This is a genomic window from Salinarchaeum sp. Harcht-Bsk1, assembly GCF_000403645.1.
In the GTDB taxonomy this organism is placed as follows: domain Archaea; phylum Halobacteriota; class Halobacteria; order Halobacteriales; family Salinarchaeaceae; genus Salinarchaeum.
This window is the reverse complement of record NC_021313.1, coordinates 3,012,864-3,030,506: the sequence shown is the minus strand read 5'-3', so window position 1 is coordinate 3,030,506 and position 17,643 is coordinate 3,012,864. Positions and strand designations below refer to the sequence as shown.

At 66.3% G+C, this 17,643-nt stretch carries 14 protein-coding genes; 5 read left to right on the top strand and 9 right to left on the bottom strand.

Annotated features, from left to right (window positions below):
* Window positions 1-3 precede the first annotated feature (3 nt).
* Both pdxS and L593_RS14070 read right to left on the bottom strand, forming a co-directional pair.
* A complete protein-coding gene (gene pdxS / locus L593_RS14075) occupies window positions 4-912 on the bottom strand; it encodes a pyridoxal 5'-phosphate synthase lyase subunit PdxS (RefSeq protein WP_020447644.1) in 909 nt (302 codons plus the stop codon).
* Between the two features lie 95 nt (window positions 913-1,007).
* On the bottom strand, window positions 1,008-1,718 hold the full coding sequence (locus tag L593_RS14070; protein ID WP_020447643.1) for a halocyanin domain-containing protein: 711 nt from the start codon (window positions 1,716-1,718) through the stop codon (window positions 1,008-1,010).
* Window positions 1,719-1,901: 183 nt separating this feature from the next.
* Between L593_RS14070 and L593_RS14065 the strand changes: the two genes are divergently transcribed.
* Entirely contained in the window at window positions 1,902-2,645 is a 744-nt protein-coding gene (locus tag L593_RS14065; protein WP_020447642.1) for a DUF1405 domain-containing protein, read from the top strand.
* A gap of 75 nt (window positions 2,646-2,720) precedes the next feature.
* Here the strand turns inward: L593_RS14065 and L593_RS14060 are convergent, their stop codons facing one another.
* The 4 genes from L593_RS14060 to L593_RS14045 all read right to left on the bottom strand — a co-directional run bounded on the left by L593_RS14060 (window position 2,721) and on the right by L593_RS14045 (window position 8,967).
* A complete protein-coding gene (locus L593_RS14060; protein ID WP_020447641.1) occupies window positions 2,721-3,509 on the bottom strand; it encodes a TrmB family transcriptional regulator in 789 nt (262 codons plus the stop codon).
* 337 nt (window positions 3,510-3,846) lie between these two features.
* Entirely contained in the window at window positions 3,847-4,776 is a 930-nt protein-coding gene (gene mptA, locus L593_RS14055; protein WP_020447640.1) for a GTP cyclohydrolase MptA, read from the bottom strand.
* Window positions 4,777-4,913: 137 nt separating this feature from the next.
* The gene (locus L593_RS14050; protein ID WP_020447639.1) at window positions 4,914-5,735 is read right to left on the bottom strand and encodes an NAD(+)/NADH kinase; all 822 of its coding nucleotides are present in this window, start codon (window positions 5,733-5,735) and stop codon (window positions 4,914-4,916) included.
* Window positions 5,736-6,039: 304 nt separating this feature from the next.
* Window positions 6,040-8,967 (bottom strand): valine--tRNA ligase, encoded by a 2,928-nt coding sequence (locus L593_RS14045; protein ID WP_020447638.1) that lies wholly within the window; start codon window positions 8,965-8,967, stop codon window positions 6,040-6,042.
* A 553-nt stretch (window positions 8,968-9,520) separates the two neighbouring features.
* Here L593_RS14045 and L593_RS14040 point away from each other — a divergent pair.
* The gene (locus L593_RS14040; protein ID WP_020447637.1) at window positions 9,521-12,142 is read left to right on the top strand and encodes an RND family transporter; all 2,622 of its coding nucleotides are present in this window, start codon (window positions 9,521-9,523) and stop codon (window positions 12,140-12,142) included.
* Window positions 12,143-12,246: 104 nt separating this feature from the next.
* Here L593_RS14040 and L593_RS14035 read toward each other — a convergent pair whose 3' ends face one another.
* Window positions 12,247-13,194, bottom strand: a complete 948-nt coding sequence (locus L593_RS14035; RefSeq protein ID WP_020447636.1) for a DUF6293 family protein — start codon at window positions 13,192-13,194, stop codon at window positions 12,247-12,249.
* 175 nt (window positions 13,195-13,369) lie between these two features.
* Window positions 13,370-13,834 carry a YccF domain-containing protein gene (locus L593_RS14030; RefSeq protein ID WP_020447635.1) on the bottom strand — a complete coding sequence of 155 codons (465 nt, stop codon included), beginning with the start codon at window positions 13,832-13,834 and terminating at the stop codon, window positions 13,370-13,372.
* A 212-nt stretch (window positions 13,835-14,046) separates the two neighbouring features.
* Here L593_RS14030 and L593_RS14025 point away from each other — a divergent pair, with 212 nt between their 5' ends.
* Both L593_RS14025 and L593_RS14020 read left to right on the top strand, forming a co-directional pair.
* Window positions 14,047-14,931, top strand: coding sequence for a redoxin domain-containing protein (locus L593_RS14025; RefSeq protein ID WP_020447634.1), 885 nt, complete (start codon window positions 14,047-14,049; stop codon window positions 14,929-14,931).
* A gap of 86 nt (window positions 14,932-15,017) precedes the next feature.
* Window positions 15,018-15,344 carry a nuclear transport factor 2 family protein gene (locus tag L593_RS14020; RefSeq protein WP_020447633.1) on the top strand — a complete coding sequence of 109 codons (327 nt, stop codon included), beginning with the start codon at window positions 15,018-15,020 and terminating at the stop codon, window positions 15,342-15,344.
* 39 nt (window positions 15,345-15,383) lie between these two features.
* On the opposite strand, the gene serS is transcribed toward L593_RS14020, so the two are convergent.
* Window positions 15,384-16,766: a serine--tRNA ligase gene (serS, locus tag L593_RS14015; RefSeq protein WP_020447632.1), complete on the bottom strand. Its 1,383-nt coding sequence runs from the start codon at window positions 16,764-16,766 to the stop codon at window positions 15,384-15,386.
* 147 nt (window positions 16,767-16,913) lie between these two features.
* Between serS and L593_RS14010 the strand changes: the two genes are divergently transcribed.
* A complete protein-coding gene (locus L593_RS14010) occupies window positions 16,914-17,588 on the top strand; it encodes a hypothetical protein (protein WP_020447631.1) in 675 nt (224 codons plus the stop codon).
* Window positions 17,589-17,643 lie beyond the last annotated feature (55 nt).

Here is a 17,643-nt window from a genome sequence, read left to right as displayed (position 1 = left end):
CGATTAGACGCCGCGGCCCTGCAGCTTCTCTTCCTCGGGGAGGTCGGCGTTCGCGTCGCCCTTCATACCCGAGCCGATGTTCGAGGAGATCTCCGCGAGTTTCTCGGGGTCGTCCCAGTTGTTGACGGCGTCGACGACTGCCGTGCCCATCGCCTCGGGGTCCTCCGCACCGAAGATGCCGGAACCGACGAAGATGCCGTCGCACTCGTGATGCATCATGAGCGCGGCGTCGGCGGGCGTCGCGATGCCACCGGCGGCGAAGTTGACGACTGGGAGACGGCCGAGCTCCGCAGTCTCGTGGACGAGTTCCGCGGGGGCTTCGTTCTCCCGGGCCCAGGCCTCGCGCTCCTGGTGAGTCGCGCCCTCGAGCTGGCGGATGGCGCCCTTGATCTGGCGCTGGTGGTGGACGGCCTGATTCACGTCCCCGGTGCCGGCCTCGCCCTTGGTGCGGATCATCGCCGCGCCCTCGTCGATGCGGCGAAGCGCTTCGCCGAGGTTCCGCGCGCCACAGACGAACGGCGCGTCGAAGTCGCGCTTGTCGATGTGGTACGCGTCGTCGGCGGGCGTGAGCACTTCCGACTCGTCGATCATGTCGACGCCGGTGGCCTGGAGGATCTCAGCCTCCTTGCGGTGGCCGATGCGGGACTTGCCCATCACCGGAATCGAGACTTCGTCGATGATCGCCTCGACGTCGGCAGGATCCGCCATTCGTGCGACGCCGCCGCGCTTGCGAATGTCCGCTGGTACCGCCTCCAGGGACATGACCGCGACTGCACCGACGTCCTCGGCGATGCGGGCCTGCTCGCGATTCACGACGTCCATGATGACGCCGCCCTTCTGCATCCGGGCGAACCCGCGCTTCACGAGTTCCGTCCCGCGCTTGAGTTCCTCCAGATCGGTCTCTGACGACATGCGAACGGATAGGGATCGGAGGCACTTACTGGTGTCCTTTGTGTGCGAACGTGCGTCGACGTCCGGACGGGCGCCGAGTGGGTGCCTCGGCGGCGTTACTCGACGACGACGATCGCGCCCTTCATCCCGAGCGAGAAGTGGGGCTCACAGTGATAGAGCGCCACGCCAGTCTCTTCGAAGGCCCGAGTGTACTGGACCCCGGAGCCACCCGTCGCCTCCCCGGAACTGAACTCGAAGTCGGATTCCCCGAGTTGCTCCGCTGGGAGTGCTTCGACGTTGTGGGGATTCCCCTCGCCCGTCCAGTCCCACTCGACCGTCGTCCCCACCGAAATCGCGACGGCCGACGGCCCGTAGGCGAACGAGCCGCCGTTCCCGTCCGCGCCGACGGCGACCGTCACGGTGTCGGTGCCGGTCTCGTCTGCGAGCGTGCCGTCCCACGAGTCGTCGGCCCCGCCGAGTTCCGTCTCCGTCAGCCACTCTTCGACGACGGGGTAGTCCTCGATCGACGGCGCGCCGCCGGTCTCGCCGTCCCCGTCGGTTTCGTCGTCTCCGTCGGTGGTCTCGTTCCCGCCGTCGGTTTCGTCGCCGTCATCCGTCTCGCCTCCGCCATCGGTCTCCTCGTCACCGTCCGTCATGTTCGCACCGTCGCCGTCCTCGCCGTCCTCCATCCCACCGTCCGTCGCGTCCGCACCACCGTCTTCCTCGGTGTCGTTTCCGTCGTCGTCGCCACCGACGCACCCGGAGACGCCGACGCCGATCGCGAGTGCACTACCGTACAGGAACCGTCGACGGGATGGATGCTCCATGGACCGTCTATTCGGCAAATACCTCGATAAACCCGGGCAATCGTTGTTTCGAACAACGCGACCTTATTCTCCGGAAATCGGACCGTACCGACTCGGTTCACGTGGGGGAGTGCGAGGGATGGGACGCCGCTCACGACGCACGGACCGCTACCGTTTTTGCCCGTCCATCGTTGGTCGAAGGTGATGCGTAGCTCCGAGGCGGCGACGGGATCACGGCTCCGCACGCTCACGAGTAGCGACGGCCTCCCCGAGCGCGCCTCACTCCCGTGGTATCTCGCGCCGGTTCCCGAGCGCCTCGAGAACCTGGGGCTCCGACTGGCGTGGGCGGTCGTCGTGACGAACCTGCTTGGAACGGCCTTCGGCTTCTGGTACTATCGCGCGCAGTTCGGCGAGACGCCGACGCCGATGTGGCCGTTTCTGCCGGACAGCCCGATGGCGACGCTGCTGTTCGCCGCCGCCGTCGCGAGCTGGAAACTCGGACGGAACAGACAGTGGCTGATCGCACTCGCCTTCGTCGGGAATATCGTCCTCGGTGCGTGGACGCCATTCGTCCTACTCACGTTTCGTGCGGAGTTCCCGGTCTCGCCGCCGATGTGGCAGTTCCTGTTCTGGAGCCACCTCGCCATGGTCGTCCAGGCGTTCGTCCTGCACCGGATCGGCGACTTCCCGCCGCGAGCGATCGCGGTCGCGGTCCTGTGGTACGGTACCAACCTCGTCGTCGACTACTTCGTGCCCGTGCTCGGCGACCATCCCCATCACACCGCTCTCCCAGTCGAGCCAGAGTACCCCGTTGCACTGGGTGCCAGTGCCCACGACGCCGCTGGTGCTGCGGCACTCGTGCTGGTCCTCTTCGCAGTGTCCGTTGCCATGGCGACGGGGAGTGCGAAGCGTCGAGGGCACGAAACTGCGGCCAAGCGTCTCGATTGAGCGCGACACCAGCTAGCAGCTCCTCGATACGTTGGCAGTGATAAAAAGCCGGCACGGCACCCAGCCAGTGGGCCCTCACTCGACGAGGAGACTCGCTGGCAGTTCGTTGCGGAGGAGCCGGCGACAGAGGACGACGGCTCCGTTGGTTCGGCCTTCTGCGACGATCCCCTGTTCGCCGCCGGAGTGATCGACGGGTGGCGTCGTCAAGACGAGCGTGTCCCGGTCGACGAGGACGAGGCGACCGATCTGCCCGTCGTCGCCGGACCCTTCCAGCCAGGGCAGTTCGGACTCGACGGTTTGGACGCCGTCGAGATCGCTCAGGTCGATCGACGCCCCCGGGATCGTGACGACGTGCATGGACACGCCACGATCGACAGCCACCTCGACGGCGTTCTGGAGTTCGGGCGTCCAGTCGTTCGCAGTCCCGAGGACCAGAATGGCCTCATCGTTCGCCCCAGTGATCGTCTCAGCGATCCTGGCGTCGAGCGTCCCCTCGGAGGCGACCGTCCAGACTTCAGGCGCGTCGACGTCCTGATCGGCGGCGTCCAGTTCGAGGTCGGCGAGCGTCTCGTGCAGGCGCTCGATCCGGACCTCGTACTGTTCGCGAAGCGTCCGGACGGCCTCCGATAGCGGAATCGCCCGGAACCGCTGGGGATTCGTGTGCTGGACCTCGATGAATCCCTGTTCTGCGAGCGCCTCGGTCGCGTCGTACACCCGCGTCCGCGGGACGTCGGCGACCTCGCTGATCTCGCGAGCGGTACCGCTAGGGATGGTGTTCAGGGCGGCGAAACACTCCGCCTGATACGTCTTCATCCCGAGTTCTTTCAACAGTTCGACAGCCCGATCGTGATCTGCAGTACCCATCGGTTCCAACCACCTACCCGGATTGTCATCCGTTTGTGACTCCTCCGACATATACGTTCTTGCTTACGTGACCGTGAGAACGACGAAAATTCTATCCCAAATTGAAACGTGGAGAGGTGAGAGAGCCGCTCTAGGCGCCGGATTTGCCGGATCGGGATGTTTCTATCCAAAGGAGGGTTCCATCAGTGGGTTAGTACGGTAACAAGAGCTGGTAATTACCTATCAACAATGAATAGTAGAACTCGGACCCGGGACCCGCCGGTACCGATGCCACTCACCATCGTTGGTCACCGAGGAAACCAGCGGACGATTCTCGCTACATCGATTTGGCCGTTCCTTACGCGCCGTTGACTTCGGATCGAAGCGTCGCGACATCGACGACCCGTTCCGCGTGTGCGTTGTGCTGGTGGATCGATTCGTCGTTCGACTGCCGCATGGTCACGACCGCGTCGTCGGGAAGGTCGGGGAAGGTTCGCACGACGCCTTCGGCCATCGATCGGACGCAGTCTTCGACGAACTTGGCGTCGCTGTGTGCATCGAACGTCATGTGGTCCTCGTCCGGACGCTTCGCGAGGTTGTAGATTCGTGCGCTCATCGAGTCGCGGGCGACGTCGATCAGATCGACGAGATCAACCTCAGGCACACCGTCGCTCTCGACCGTGAGCGTCGCGTGGCCACGCTGTGAGTGGCCGGGCTGGGGGACCTCATCCAAGAAAGCCTCGACGGTGTCGTCGTCGACGTCGAGATCCTCCAGCGTCTCTCGCGCCCTGGCTTCGGACATTCCCTGGGAGCACGGACAGACCGTCATTCCCGTGACTTCTGCGCCGATCTCGGTTCGCACGCCCTCGTCGGAGGCGGTCGCCCTGGCGAGAACGTCGCTCACGAACTGCGTCTCCCGCTCGCTCGCCGGCGTGTCCTCTCGCTGCACGAACTCGGCCTCCATCGACACTTCGGCCTTGCTCGTATAGTCGTGCTTCTCGAGAAGGCGTCGCGCCGCCTCCGTACAGACGTTCTCGATGCCGTAGACCTCGTCCCGGGTCGCTGCTTCGAGCGTCTCGTCGACGACCTCCATGTTGCGACTCATGTCTGCGCCTTTCCGCCACGACGGGAGGTCGACGAACACCTCGAACTCCGCCATGAGAACGATCGGGCGATCGTCAGGCCGGGCGATCTTGACCAGTTTCTCGACGCCAGTCACGCCGACCCGGTTCAACCCGACCTGCACGTCCGGCCTGTCGGCCTGGACGTCCGGCAGTTGCTGACTCATTGTGTCGTATGGGGTGCTTCGGCCGATTAGGACTTACGAAACCCGGGATGAATCGTCTCTCCCGCGATGCACCATGCAATCGCGGGCAAACGACGATTCTGTCGGGCCACCGGTACAGAAGCAGACGATGCGGGCCGTTACTCGAGTTTTCCGAGCGCCTCGAAGAAGTTCACGTCCGGGCCGGCGATTCGAAGGGGCTCCTCGCTGACCTCGACCGTGGCAGTGAACGGTGCCTCGAACTCGCGTGCTTGCCGTCCGTCGGTCACCACGTAGCCCGACGTGGCGTCCTCGACGCGAAGTTCGATCGTGGAACCGTCGTCGACGACGAGCGGCCGCGCTCCCGTGCGGGGAAACATCGGCGTGACGACCATCGAGTCGACCGCGGGATGAACCAGTGGACCGCCCTCGCTGAGGTTGTACGCAGTGCTGCCGGTCGGCGTCGCGACGAGCACGCCGTCGGCGATCTCGCGAGTGTAGGTCGAGTCGTCGACCGAGATGGAGACGGTGGCGTCTGCACCGGCCCCGCGGCGAGGGCCCTGCACGAGTACTTCGTTGATGGCCGGTTCGGACGACCAGTTCCCGCACTCGGCCCGGAGTCGCGGAACGTCCCGGATCGAGAGCGTGCCGTCCTCGAGGTTGGACACCGCTTCGCTGGCGGCCTCGACCGCCCGATCCGGCGGGACGGCGTTGAGGAAGCCGACTTCCCCGAGATTGACGCCCATGATCGGCGTGGTGCCACCAGCGCGGGCGGCGTAGAGGAAGGTGCCATCGCCGCCGATACTGATCGCGAGATCACACCGCTCGAAGGCTTCCGGCGGAACGCCCGCCACGTCGAGGGCGCTCGCAGTCGCCTCGTCGAGCACCACCTCGACCCCACGGGCCTCCAGCTCGTCGCGAACCGACGCGGTCACTTCGACCGCCCGGTCGCGCCCACGCTGGCCGACGATCCCCACCTGCATTGCTCCCGGCTACTTTCCCAGGGGGCAAAAACGCCCCGTCACGGAACGGACGCTCGCGAGACTCCGCATACTCGTCGGGGCGATTGCACAAATGCTCGCCGCGCTCGATCGAAGGAAGTCACCCGGAAACTCACAAAACTTTTATCGGGGGATTACCCTCTCAGAGATGGGGTGCGCTACGGTCTCCAACCACCTACCCCGCACCCCATCTTCCTGACGACACCGCGAGCGACGAGTGCTTCGCTACCGGATCGGTCGTCGACCGCGAAAATACAGCGTGCGAACGCAGGCCAGAGCGCCCAGCTTACGCGTCGACGATGACCGTCGCCGAATCGATCGCCAGTAGTTCGCCCTCGCCGTCGTAGGTCTGCTCGCGAACGAGTTCGTAGTGGTCCGGATCGAGCGTCTCGCCCGCAATGACGAGTCCTTCGTCGGTCTCCTCGTACTCGCCTGCCTCTATGGCCGCGTCAAACTCGCCGATCTGCTCGCCGAACTGGGGGCCAAGCGTCGCGTAGTCGAGATCCACGTCGACGATTCGCGTCGTGGTCGGCGCGTCTCCCTCGATTGCCGTCACCTCCTCGACGTGCATGACGTCAGCGACAGCGCCCTCGAAGCCGGCGACGTCGCCGTAGACGGTCACGGCGGAGAGGTCGGCGTTGAGCGGGAGTCCGTTGTCGGTCTTGTACCCGCGGAGTGCCGAGATGACGGCGAGAGCAGTCTCCCCGGCGTCGAGGTCGGCCGTCTGTCCGGTCGCGTCCGGCCAGTCCGTCGCGTGGATGCTCGCAGCCTCGCTGCCGTCCGCGTACGCGGCCTGCCAGATCTCTTCGGTCACGTGGGGGAGGATCGGGGCGAACAGCGAGCAGAACTGCTCGTGGGCAGTCCGAAGGGCGTAGGCCGCCGATCGCGATTCGGCGTCGGCGGTGCCGTCTGCCAGCGCCGCCCGGTCGGCGTCGTCGAGTCGCTGCTTGGCGATCTCGAGGAAGTCGTCACAGAACGTCTCCCAGAAGAAGGTTCGCAGCTCCGTCCGTGCCTTGGCGTACTCGTGCTCGCGGTACTTTTCAGTAATCGACTCGAGGACGGCGTCCTGCCGGGCGAGGAGCCACTCGTCGATCGGTTCGAGGTCGAGGTCGTCGGGAGCGATATCGTCCGGGTCGAGGACCGCATCGCCGGTGTCGTCGCCCGACGCCGCTCCTGGCGGTTCGACGTCGACGGGTGCGAGCTGGTGGACCAGCTTCGAAGCGTTCCAGAGCTTTCGCAGGAGCCGCTCGCCAGCCTCGAGGTCGCCCTCCTTGAACGGGAAGTCGTCGCCGACGGCGGTGCCGGCCGCCCAGAAGCGAGCAGCGTCGACGGGGAACGCGTCGAGGACCTCCTCGGGCGTGACGACGTTGCCCTTCGACTTCGACATCTTCTCGCGGTGCTCGTCCAGCACGTGACCGTTGATCATCACGCCCTCGAAGGGCACCTCGCCGGTGTGCTCGTAACACTTGACGACAGTGTGGAACAGCCAGAAGCTGATGATGTCGTGGCCCTGTGGTCGGAGGTCGAAGGGGTAGAGTTCGGGGTTGTCGAGCGTGAACGCGCCGTCGACGGCGTCGCTGGCGTGGCCGATTCCATCGGCTGGGTCGGCCTCGGGATCCCAGTCCCAGCCCGCATTGATCAGCGGCGTGAGCGAGGAGGTCGCCCAGGTGTCGAAGACGTCCTCCTCTGGCTCGAAGGCATCGTGTCCGCACGCAGGACACGCGTCGATCGGCGGCTCGTCCTCGATTGGCTCGACGGGGAGGTCCTCTCGGTTCGCGAGGATCGGTTCGTCGCACTCCTCGCAGTACCAGACCGGGAAGGGAATCCCGGAGTCGCGCTGCCGCGAGATCAGCCAGTCCCACTCCAGGCCCTCGATCCAGTGCTTGTACCGAGTGAACATCTTCTCGGGGTACCACTCCATCTCGCGTCCGGCCTCGAGGTACTCCTCCCGCCGGTCTAGCAACTCGACGTACCACTGCTTGGAGACGCGGTACTCGACGGGGACCTCACAGCGCTCGTGGACCTGCACGTCGTGGGTGATCGGGTCGTGGTCGTAGAGGAGCCCTGCGTCGTCGAGGTCCTCGATGATCGCCTCGCGGGCCTCCTCGGTGGACTTTCCCTCGTACTCGGCGGCGATGTCGGTCATCGTGCCCGAGGCGTCGATCGCGACACGGAGGTCCAGATCGTGTGCCTGGTACCACTCGATGTCGGTCTGGTCGCCGAAGGTACAGCACATGACGAGGCCCGTCCCCGTCTCGAGGTCGACGCGGTCGTCCTCGTAGATCGGGACCTCGTGGCCGAAGAGCGGGACCTTCGCCGTACCGCCGACGAGGTGGGCGTTCGCCTCGTCGTCGGGGTGGACGAACATCGCGACGCACGCCGGGAGCAGTTCCGGCCGGGTCGTCGAGATGACGAGGTCGTCGCCTGGCTCGGTCGGTGGGGCGTAGGGGCGCTCCTCGGCGGCTTCAGCGACTGCGTCGGCATCCGGCTCGTCGCCGGCTTCGACGAGTTCGAACGGAATGTCGTTGAAGGCGGAGTCGCGCTCGGCGTCCTCCATCTCGACCTGGCTGATCGCGGTCTCGCAGTCCGGACACCAGATCGCGGGCGCCTTCTGCCGGTACTCACGGCCCTGCTCGTAGAGGTCGATGAAGGATAGCTGTGAGATGCGCTGGACCCGGGGCTCGATCGTCTTGTAGGTCCGATTCCAGTCGATGGACATCCCCAGCGACTGCATCTTCTCGGTGAACTCCTCCTCGTAGTCCTGGCAGACCTCGCGACACTTCGCCTGGAACTCCCGACGAGAGAAGTCCTGATGGCGAATGTCGAGTTCGCGCTCGGTCAGGCGCTCGGAGGCGATCCCGTTGTCGTCGTAGCCGAAGGGGAAGAACGTATCCTGACGGTCCATCCGGTGGAACCGCGCGGCGAAGTCCTGGAGCGTGCTGCCGTAGAGGTGCCCCATGTGGAGGCTCCCCGAAACCGTCGGCGGCGGAGTGTCGATCGAATATGCGGTATCGGGGTCCTCGATATCGTCGTCGTAGCTGTAGACGCCTGCTTCGAGCCAGTAGTCTTGCCACCGCGATTCTGCTTCGCGGGGGTCGTACTCCCCCTCGAGGCTGGCCGCTGGGGCGTCCGTGCTCGATGAGTCGTGTTGGTCGGGCGTCGATGCTGCGTTCGCGTCGGCGTCGTCGGGATCTGACTGTGTAGCGTCTGGCATTGCTGAACTGTGTGGTGTGATTCGGGCCTGGAACGGCGTCGTCGGCCGACCGCGTACCGGATCCGTGGCGTCTGACCGAGGCCGGGGGCCGCGGGCGGCGAGCGATGCGAGAACTGGAGGTGAGATATGTGGGGCTACGAGGCCCCTACTACGACCGCCGCTACGACGGACCCGGAATGCATCAGTAGAACGTGTCTCCGTTCGGCACTTACCTCTTTCGTCGTCGCTGTGGGTGCAGCGACCGCGTGACGGTGACGATCGGTTCCGATCGGCCCGGGACGACGATCGGCCGAACCGGATTATCGCGGACTCGCCGTCTGGCAGAGTGGAACGTCGCGGACTCGCAGTCAGGCGAACCAGGTCGGCACGGACTCGCCGTCTGGCGAACCGGGTCCTCGCCGAGGGACCAGCACGGCAGTGTGCGCCAGGATGGCAGCGAACCGAACCTATACACCGGTCGCGGACGCAAGCAATCGGTATGTGCGAGAGCGGGTCGAACGCGCAGCCAGGTGGGAACGAGATCGGTCAGTCGCGTGGGCGAGGTCGCTGACAGATGGATCGGGATCTCGCGGACCGCTACGCCGACGTGCTCGTCGACAACAGTCGCATCGTCATCGTCGTGCTCCTGCTGCTCACTGCCATCGTCGGTGCCGGTGCAGTCGTCGGCAGTAGCGAGGAGGGCACGATCGGGGAGTTCCAGACGGAGTCCCCGGAGCGGGAGGCCCTCGACGAGATCGAAGATACCTACGGCACCGACGACACCACCGTCGCCCAGATCGTCGTCCGCGATCGCGAGGGGAACGTCCTGACGAAAGCGTCGCTCCTCGAGGGACTCTATCTCCAGCAGGCGATCCGATCGGACGAGTCGATCGCGAGCACGCTGGTCGAGGAGAACGCGATCGGTGGACTCGAGAACGTGGTCGCGACCGCAGCCTACTACGAGGACAATCCGGCGACCGCCGCTCCAGGCGGGAACGACACCAACGCCTCGAGTGGCGGTGCGCCGCCAGCAGGGCCGACGCTCCAGGAACAGATCGCCGCCCTCGAAGGGCGCTCGTCTGCCGAGGTCGAAGCGCTGCTCGAGCGGGTGCTCGACCCCGAGACCGACGTTCGTGCCGGCGACCCCTACCGGTACCTCCCGACGAGCTACGAGCCCGGGACGACGACCGCGGAGAGCAGGATCACCTTCGTCTTCCAGAGCGATCCGACCGGCGCCGACGAGGTGCCGACCGAAGCCTACGAGGCGCAGGTCGCGATCGACGACCTCGTGCAGGACCGCTTCGAGGACGGCTTCGTCTTCGGCCAGGGGATCAGCGACGACGCGTCGAGTCGCGCCGTCGGTGACAGCTTCCTGATCATCACGCCCGTGGCGCTCGTGCTCGTGCTGTTCGTCCTCGGCGTCGCCTATCGCGACGTGCTGGACGTGCTCTTTGGCATCTTCGGCATCCTGGTCGTCATGACCTGGCTCGGCGGCGTCCAGGGCTGGCTCCAGATTCCCTCGAGCCAGCTCCTGATCGCGGTGCCCTTCCTCCTGATCGGCCTCAGTATCGACTACTCGTTGCACGTGGTGATGCGCTATCGGGAGGCTCGGGAGGGCTCCCTCGATACCGACACCGAAGCGACGGGTCGCAGGAGTCCATCGGCGGCGATGCGCGTGGGAGTGGCCGGCGTCGGCGTCGCGCTCGCCGCCGCGACGTTCTCGACGGGGATCGGCTTCCTCTCGAACTACGTAAGCCCGCTCGTCGCGATCCAGAACTTCGCGCTGCTCAGCGCGGCGGGCATCCTCGCGACCTTCGTCGTGTTCACGGCGCTCGTGCCAGCGGTCAAACTCGAGGTCGAGAAGCTGCTCGACCGACGCGGCCGCGAACGGCACAAACCCGCGGTCGGCGTGACGGCAGGACCCATCAACCGGCTGCTCTCGGGGCTCGGGAGGCTCGCACGCCGAGCGCCGCTCGCCGTCGTCATCGTTGCACTGCTGCTGGGGACCGCGGGCGTCTACGGCGCCACGACCATCGATACCGAGTTCAACCGCGCCGACTTTCTGCCCGAAGACGCGCCAGACTGGGCGAAGTCGTTGCCAGGCCCGCTCTCGCCAGGCGACTTTGACATCCGCGAGAACGTCGCCTACCTCTCGGAGAACTTCCGCCAGCGCGGCGAGGGGACGGAAGCCCAGATACTGATACGCGATGGCGTGACCGATCCTGCGACGCTGTCGGCGATCGACGCCTCGACGAGTGAAGCCAGTCCCGACGACGCGATCGCCGACCGCGCCGACGGCTCCGTCGCCGCGGAGACGCCGGCGACCGTGCTCCGAGACGTCGCCGCGGAGAACGAGCGGCTCGCGGCTGCGATCGAGGAGCGCGACGACGACGGCGACGGACTGCCAGACCGCGACGTGGCCGCCGTCTACGACGTGCTCTTCGAGGTCGCTCCCGACCGCGGAGCGTCGGTCCTCTATCGCACCGACGACGGAAGCTACGCGTCCGGACGCCTCACCGTCGGCGTCCGGGGCGACGCCAGCGCCCAGACCGTCGCCAGCGACGTGCGGTCCCTCGCCCGATCGATCGAAGCCGACGCTCCGGTCTCCGCGGTCGCGACCGGTGGACCCGTCATCACCGCCGTGCTCCAGGACGCACTCCTGGAGACGCTGGTGCAGGCGCTGGCGATCACCCTGGTCGTGATCGGGGTCTTCCTGCTCGGCCTCCAGTGGTACAGGTACGGCGCACCGGACCTCGCACTCGTGACGATGACGCCGGTCGTGGTCGCCCTGGCGTGGCTGCTGGGCACGATGGCCGCCTTCGATCTGCCGTTCAACAGCGAGACCGCGGTGGTCACGAGCCTCGCGATCGGACTCGGGGTCGACTACAGCATCCACTTCGCAGAGCGGTTCGTCGACGAACGCCGGCGTCACGACGGCGTCGAGGATGCACTCACGGCGACGATCACCGGGACGGGCGGGGCGCTGCTCGGCAGCGCTGCGACGACGGCCAGCGGGTTCGGCGTGCTCGCACTGGCGCTCTCACCGCCGCTCCAGCGCTTCGGCACTGTGACCGGCCTCAGCATCGTCTACGCGTTCGTAGCGTGTCTGACGGTCCTCCCGAGCCTGCTCGTGCTCCGCGAGCGAGTCATCGCGTGGCGGAACGGACGCGAGGCCGAGGAACCGAGCGGCGCCTGATACGGTCGAGGGAAGACGCCGGTGGCACTGAAAGGCAGTCGTGACGTGTACGCCGGCCTCACTTCGACGCCGACTCGACTGGAACGCCGAGGAATCGAGCCCGCTCAGTCGACCTCGGCTTCGGCCGGCGGCGAGTCGGAGTGCGCCCGGACCCACAGCTCCCCGATCCGGGAGAGTCGCGTCCGGTGGGACTTGCCGTGGTGTTCCTGCTCGATGTACCCCTTCCCGCCGGGGCCGAGGCGATCGACGTTGTAGATGACTTTCGAGCGGAAGCTGTCGGTGTACTCCTCGTCGAGTTCGTCGGCCAGCGCCTTGGCGAGTTCGGATACGGAGTCGAACACGCCGGCCTCGCCGAGTTTGTAGAGAATGACCTCCTCGAACGGTTTGACGTTGGAGAAGGAGGCGACCGGTAACTCGACGATGTGGCTGTCGCCGATCTCCTTGGCGCCGATCGTCGTTCCCCGCTCGTCGAACTCCGCGAGCAGGTCCTCGGTGGCGTCCAGTCGCTGTGCGATGCGCTCGTCGGCGACGGCCGTCGCGACGTCGGCGTCGACGTCGTCGTCCTCGATTGCAGAACGGACGTCCTCCAGCAGGGCGCGCTGTTCGCGAAGCTCCTCGGCGAGTTCGGTTTCGAGGTACTTCTCCGGAGCCGTGTAGTAGGTGTGGATCTTCTCTCGGTCGGCCTCCCGCTCGACCATGATCGAGTGTGCGGCAGTCGCAAACGCGAAGGAAACCGGCCGGGGCATCGCCGAGACGTTGACCCAGACCTCGTTCCCGCGGTCGAGTTCGTCGTTGATCAGTTCGTAGGCCTGCTCGAAGGCGGCGTCGTAGTCGTAGACGTCCGCGAGGACGACCCGCTCGGTCGTCGCGCCGAGGAGGTTCCGGAAGTCCTGTTCGAGCTTCGTCGAGAGCCGGCGGGAGTACTCGACGTTCGCCTCGCTCCCGACGGCGCCCTCCAGGAGGATCGCACGATCCACGTCGAGCTGGTCGCGAACGAGCGGCGCGATCAGCCGGTCGTAGTCGAAGCCGACCGGGACGACGTGGGTTTGCATCGTTTGGTTTCGAGGACGAGCACGGTCCCTATCAGCCCATCGGTCGCCAGTAACGATTCGAACGCGGATCGGCGATCACGTAAGACGTAGTGACGGCCGCCGATGCCCGAACCGGCGACCTGCGTCCCGGGATCGGGCGACGGAGGGGAGGACCGAGCGCTCGGTGCCGGCGTCGTCAGTACCGGTACAGCGAGACGACGTAGGGTAGCTTGCCGAACATCCAGATCGCGATCGGGAGCCCGATGATCGAGACCGTGAACGCGTAGGCGACCGTCGTCCAGAGCAGACTCAGCCACCACCCGACGAGGAGGAAGTAGACGGCCCGGAGGAGGATCGACGACTGCTCGGGACGGGTCGTCTCCGTCGTCGTCTCGTCGCCCTCCGTGACGATCTGGGTCCTGACGTCTCTGCGTTTGAGCGAGAGCACGAACGGGATCCTGTTGATCAGTACGATCCCGAGTGGCGCCCCGACGATCGTGATCAGCAGGAACCAGGCGACGGCCAGCCAGATGCCGGTCAGCCACCAGCCGACGAAGACGAACCAGAGTGCTCTGACGAGGAGCGACGTGTTCTGGCGAGGCAGGGCGGTCGTGGACGCACTGCGATCGGCGTCTGCGCGCGAGGCGTCACCGTTAGCCATGACGTGTAGTCGTTGGTCTCGAACGCCATTAAACAGACCGCGGATACCGCGGTAGGACCTCGATACTGGTTCGAGGCGGTACTGGATTAAAGCGGTACTGGATTGAAGCGGTACTGGATGGTGACGGTAGCGGAGCGAGGCGGTACTGGAGCGAGAGTCGACGGGTGCCGCCGCCACAATCGCTTTCCGGGCTGGTGTACTATCCACGCCCCATGTTGGAACCGGGCGCACCAGCCCCGACGTTCTCTCTGCCCGGCGCACACGACGGGGAGATCGACGAGTTCGGACTGCCAGCGGAGCCAGACCGCGTCCACGTCGTCGTGTTCTACCCGCTGGATTTCAGTCCGGCCTGCACCAGGGAGATGTGCTCGCTGCGGGACGTCGAACTCTTCGGCCTCGAACGTGACGTCCGGTTGCTCGGGATCGGCGTCGACAGCGCCTACAGCCACCGCCGGTTCGCCGAGGAAAACGGACTCGGCTTTCCACTCCTCTCCGATCGACTCGGCGACGTCGCCGAATCCTACGACGTCCTCGCCGGGGAGGTTGAGGGGCACCCACGCGTCGCGAAGCGAGCGATCTTCGTCGTGGACCTCCACCGAACCGTGCAGTACGCCTGGAGCACCGACGACCCCCTCGAACAACCCGATCTGGGGCAGGTGACCGACGCCATCGAGGCGATCCAGGACGATCGCACGTCGATGCACCGCTACCGCGACGCCCACGAACAGTTCCAGTACGGCCGCTCGGAACTCGACGCGGCCCGCGCTGCGTATCACGAGAAGCACTGGGGGCTCGCCATCGAGACGTTTCAGGAGGCACAGTACTACCTCGACGAAGCCGCGGAGGGATTCTCCTCCGCCCGTCGGTTCGCAGAGTCCGACGGCATCGAAGCCGCGGCCGCCAGCGCCGCGGAGAAAGCCCGCCGTCTCCGGCAGGCCGCAGACTGGTTCGCGACCGCGGCGCGCAACCACGGCGACGGCGACGACGAGGCGGCCGAGGAGTACCACGACGACGCGACCGCGGCCATCGAGGAGGTCGGTGAACTTCCGTCACTCAAGCAGGAGGTCGACCTCGACATCGCGGGCGACGACGACTGATCGGTGCGGCGGACTCGCCGACCTGCCGTGCGACGCGGTGCGGTGTAACCACCGCGATTATCTGCCGTCCGCTCCGAGTCACGGCCATGGACGCCGAGGCGCTGGCCCGCCGGTACTACGCGGCCATCGACGATGGCGAGTACGACGACCTGCGCGAGGTGCTGGCCCCAGCGTTCACCCAGGTCCGGGGCGATCGCACCTTCGAGGATCGCGAGTCGTTCGTCGCGTTCATGCGCGACGACCGTCCGGAGACCGACACGACCCACGAAATCGAGCACGTGACGGCAGACGGCGACCGCGTGGTCGTGGAAGGGACGCTCCGACGCGCAAACGGCGACGTCTGGTTCCGGTTCGCCGACGCATTCGACGTCGAGAACGGACGGTTGGCGTCGCTCCGGACGTACACAGTCTGATGCCAGCGGTTCGAGCAGTGGCTGCCCCGTGGGTTGCAGCTACTCCTTCTCGCCTGCGCCGACCGCCGCCTCGCCGACCGGTTCGTGTCCCTCGATGACCTCTTGGCCGTTCATGTACGGCCGGAGCGCCTCGGGTACGGTCACGGTGCCGTCCTCGTTCTGGTAGTACTCGAGGATGGCGACCATCACCCGACCCACGGCAGTACCGGAGGCGTTGAGCGTGTGGCAGTACTCGGCGGACTCGTGGCGTTCGGGCCGGTAGCGCAGCCCCGCGCGCCGGGCCTGGAACGCCTCGAAGTTCGAAGCGCTGGAGACCTCGAGCCAGCGGCCGCCCTGCTCGGGACCGTCGGGCATGTCGTCGCCGGGCGCCCAGACCTCGATGTCGTAGGTCTTCGCGGACGCGAAGGTGAGGTCGCCGGTGCAGAGGTTCAGGATCCGGTAGGGAAGCCCCAGGCGCTGGAGCACTTCCTCGGCCTCGCCGACGAGCGTCTCGAGACGGTCGTAGCTCTCCTCGGGTTCGACGAAGTTGACGAGTTCGACCTTGTTGAACTGGTGGACGCGCACGATGCCGCGCGTCTCGGTGCCGTGTTCGCCCGCCTCGCGCCGGAAGTTCGGAGTGTACGCCTGGTGCTTGAGCGGGAGGTCGTCCTTCAGCAGGATGTCGTCGGCGTACATGTTGGTGACCGGGACCTCGGCCGTCGGGCAGAGCCAGAGGTCCTCGTCGTCGTAGTCCTCTGTCTCCGCACCGCCGAGTCGGTATGCGTCGTCGGCGAACTTCGGAAGCTGCCCGGTGCCCTCCATCGACGTGGACTTGACGGGGATGGGCGGGAAGACGTCGACGTATTCCTGCTCGCGGTGGACGTCGAGCATGAACTGGACGAGTGCGTGTTCGAGCCGCGCGCCGTCGCCCTTGAGGAAGTAGAAGCCGCTGCCGGTGGTCTTGGCGCCGCGTCGCTCGTCGATGACGTCGAGTTCCTCGCCGAGGTCGTAGTGGGAGATCACGTCCTCGGGGAGTTCCGCCCGGAGGTCGTCGAAGCCTTCCCGTCGAAGCTCCTCGTTGTCGCTCTCGTCCTCGCCGTCGGGAACCGACTCGTGGGGGAGCTGGGGAATCTCCATGAGGCGCTCCTCGAGTTCGGCTTCGAGGTCGTCGGCACGCTCCTCTACTTCCTCGAGTTCGGCCTTCAACTCGCTGGAGCGCTCGATCGCTTCCTCGGCTTCCTCCTCCTTGCCCTCGCGTTTGAGGTCGCCGATAGAGCGGCTGACCTCGTTGCGCTCGTGACGAAGCTCGTCGCCGCGTGCTTTCAGCTCGCGCCACTCCGCGTCCACCTCGAGCACCGCGTCGAGGTCGAGGTCGCTCCCACGGGCGTCGAGTGCCGCGCGGACCCGTTCGGGCTCCTCCCGGAGGGTCGTCCTGTCGAGCATTCTTGGCGTGACGTTTTCCGGGGGCCCGCAAAACCGTGTCGATGGTCCGACAGCCCGGGCCACGCGTAGTGGGCACCTTCGTTCGAAGCGTCGGTCGAACGAGCGGCGGGTTTTAAAACCTCCGGCCCGAACCTGATTTCAAGCGCTATGGAGCCATCTACCTCGAACGGCCGGGGAAGCCTCTCCGCAGCCGTCGATGCGCCCTCCTTCCTGCTCGTCGAACTCCCCCGCTTCGACGAACGCGACACGTCGGCCTGCCTCGATCTGCTCACTGCGTCGGAGCCTGCCGGAGAGAAGCTGCTGATCGTCAGCGTCACGGAGACGATCGGCAAGACCCACCGCCGCTGGGACGATCACGTGGGCGAGCACCCCGACGAGTTCGCCGTCGTGAGCGCGAGCTTCGCGGAGTCGGCCCCAGGTGAAGACGCCCCTGACGAGGCGGGGGGCACCACCCCGGCCGCTGCTGACGGGCCCGAACCCACGGCGAGTTCCTGGCTGACGACCCACCAGGTAGACGATCCGGGCGATCTCACCGGACTGGGGATCACCGTCAGCAATCAGCTCGCCGAGTGGGCCGACGCCGAGGAACAGGTCGTCGTCTGCTTCCGATCCCTGACGACGACGCACCAGTACGTCGGCACCCAGGAGCTCGTCCGCTTCCTCGGCGAACTTCGCAAGCACGTCGAAGCCAGCGACGCGATCGCGCACTTCCACCTCGATCCAGACGCGGTCGACACGCAGACGCGAGCGGCGATCCGCAGCGTGTTCGACGGCGTCGTCGTCGCCTCGGACGACGACCCTGGCGTCGAGTTGCTCCAGTGAGCGCTGGCACTCGAAGGGGTACGGGCCCCGTTAGCACTTTGCACGTACGGCGTCA

Bases quoted from the DNA above. Each gene is read 5' to 3' on its own strand.
- L593_RS14050 (WP_020447639.1), bottom strand. From the start codon at position 5,735: ATGCAGGTGGGGATCGTCGGCCAGCGTGGGCGCGACCGGGCGGTCGAA.
- L593_RS14060 (WP_020447641.1), bottom strand. From the start codon at position 3,509: ATGGGTACTGCAGATCACGATCGGGCTGTCGAACTGTTGAAAGAACTC.
- serS (WP_020447632.1), bottom strand. From the start codon at position 16,766: ATGCTCGACAGGACGACCCTCCGGGAGGAGCCCGAACGGGTCCGCGCG.
- L593_RS14045 (WP_020447638.1), bottom strand. From the start codon at position 8,967: ATGCCAGACGCTACACAGTCAGATCCCGACGACGCCGACGCGAACGCA.
- pdxS (WP_020447644.1), bottom strand. From the start codon at position 912: ATGTCGTCAGAGACCGATCTGGAGGAACTCAAGCGCGGGACGGAACTC.
- L593_RS14035 (WP_020447636.1), bottom strand. From the start codon at position 13,194: ATGCAAACCCACGTCGTCCCGGTCGGCTTCGACTACGACCGGCTGATC.
- L593_RS14030 (WP_020447635.1), bottom strand. From the start codon at position 13,834: ATGGCTAACGGTGACGCCTCGCGCGCAGACGCCGATCGCAGTGCGTCC.
- L593_RS14010 (WP_020447631.1), top strand. From the start codon at position 16,914: ATGGAGCCATCTACCTCGAACGGCCGGGGAAGCCTCTCCGCAGCCGTC.
- L593_RS14070 (WP_020447643.1), bottom strand. From the start codon at position 1,718: ATGGAGCATCCATCCCGTCGACGGTTCCTGTACGGTAGTGCACTCGCG.
- L593_RS14040 (WP_020447637.1), top strand. From the start codon at position 9,521: ATGGATCGGGATCTCGCGGACCGCTACGCCGACGTGCTCGTCGACAAC.
- L593_RS14020 (WP_020447633.1), top strand. From the start codon at position 15,018: ATGGACGCCGAGGCGCTGGCCCGCCGGTACTACGCGGCCATCGACGAT.
- L593_RS14025 (WP_020447634.1), top strand. From the start codon at position 14,047: ATGTTGGAACCGGGCGCACCAGCCCCGACGTTCTCTCTGCCCGGCGCA.
- L593_RS14065 (WP_020447642.1), top strand. From the start codon at position 1,902: ATGCGTAGCTCCGAGGCGGCGACGGGATCACGGCTCCGCACGCTCACG.
- mptA (WP_020447640.1), bottom strand. From the start codon at position 4,776: ATGAGTCAGCAACTGCCGGACGTCCAGGCCGACAGGCCGGACGTGCAG.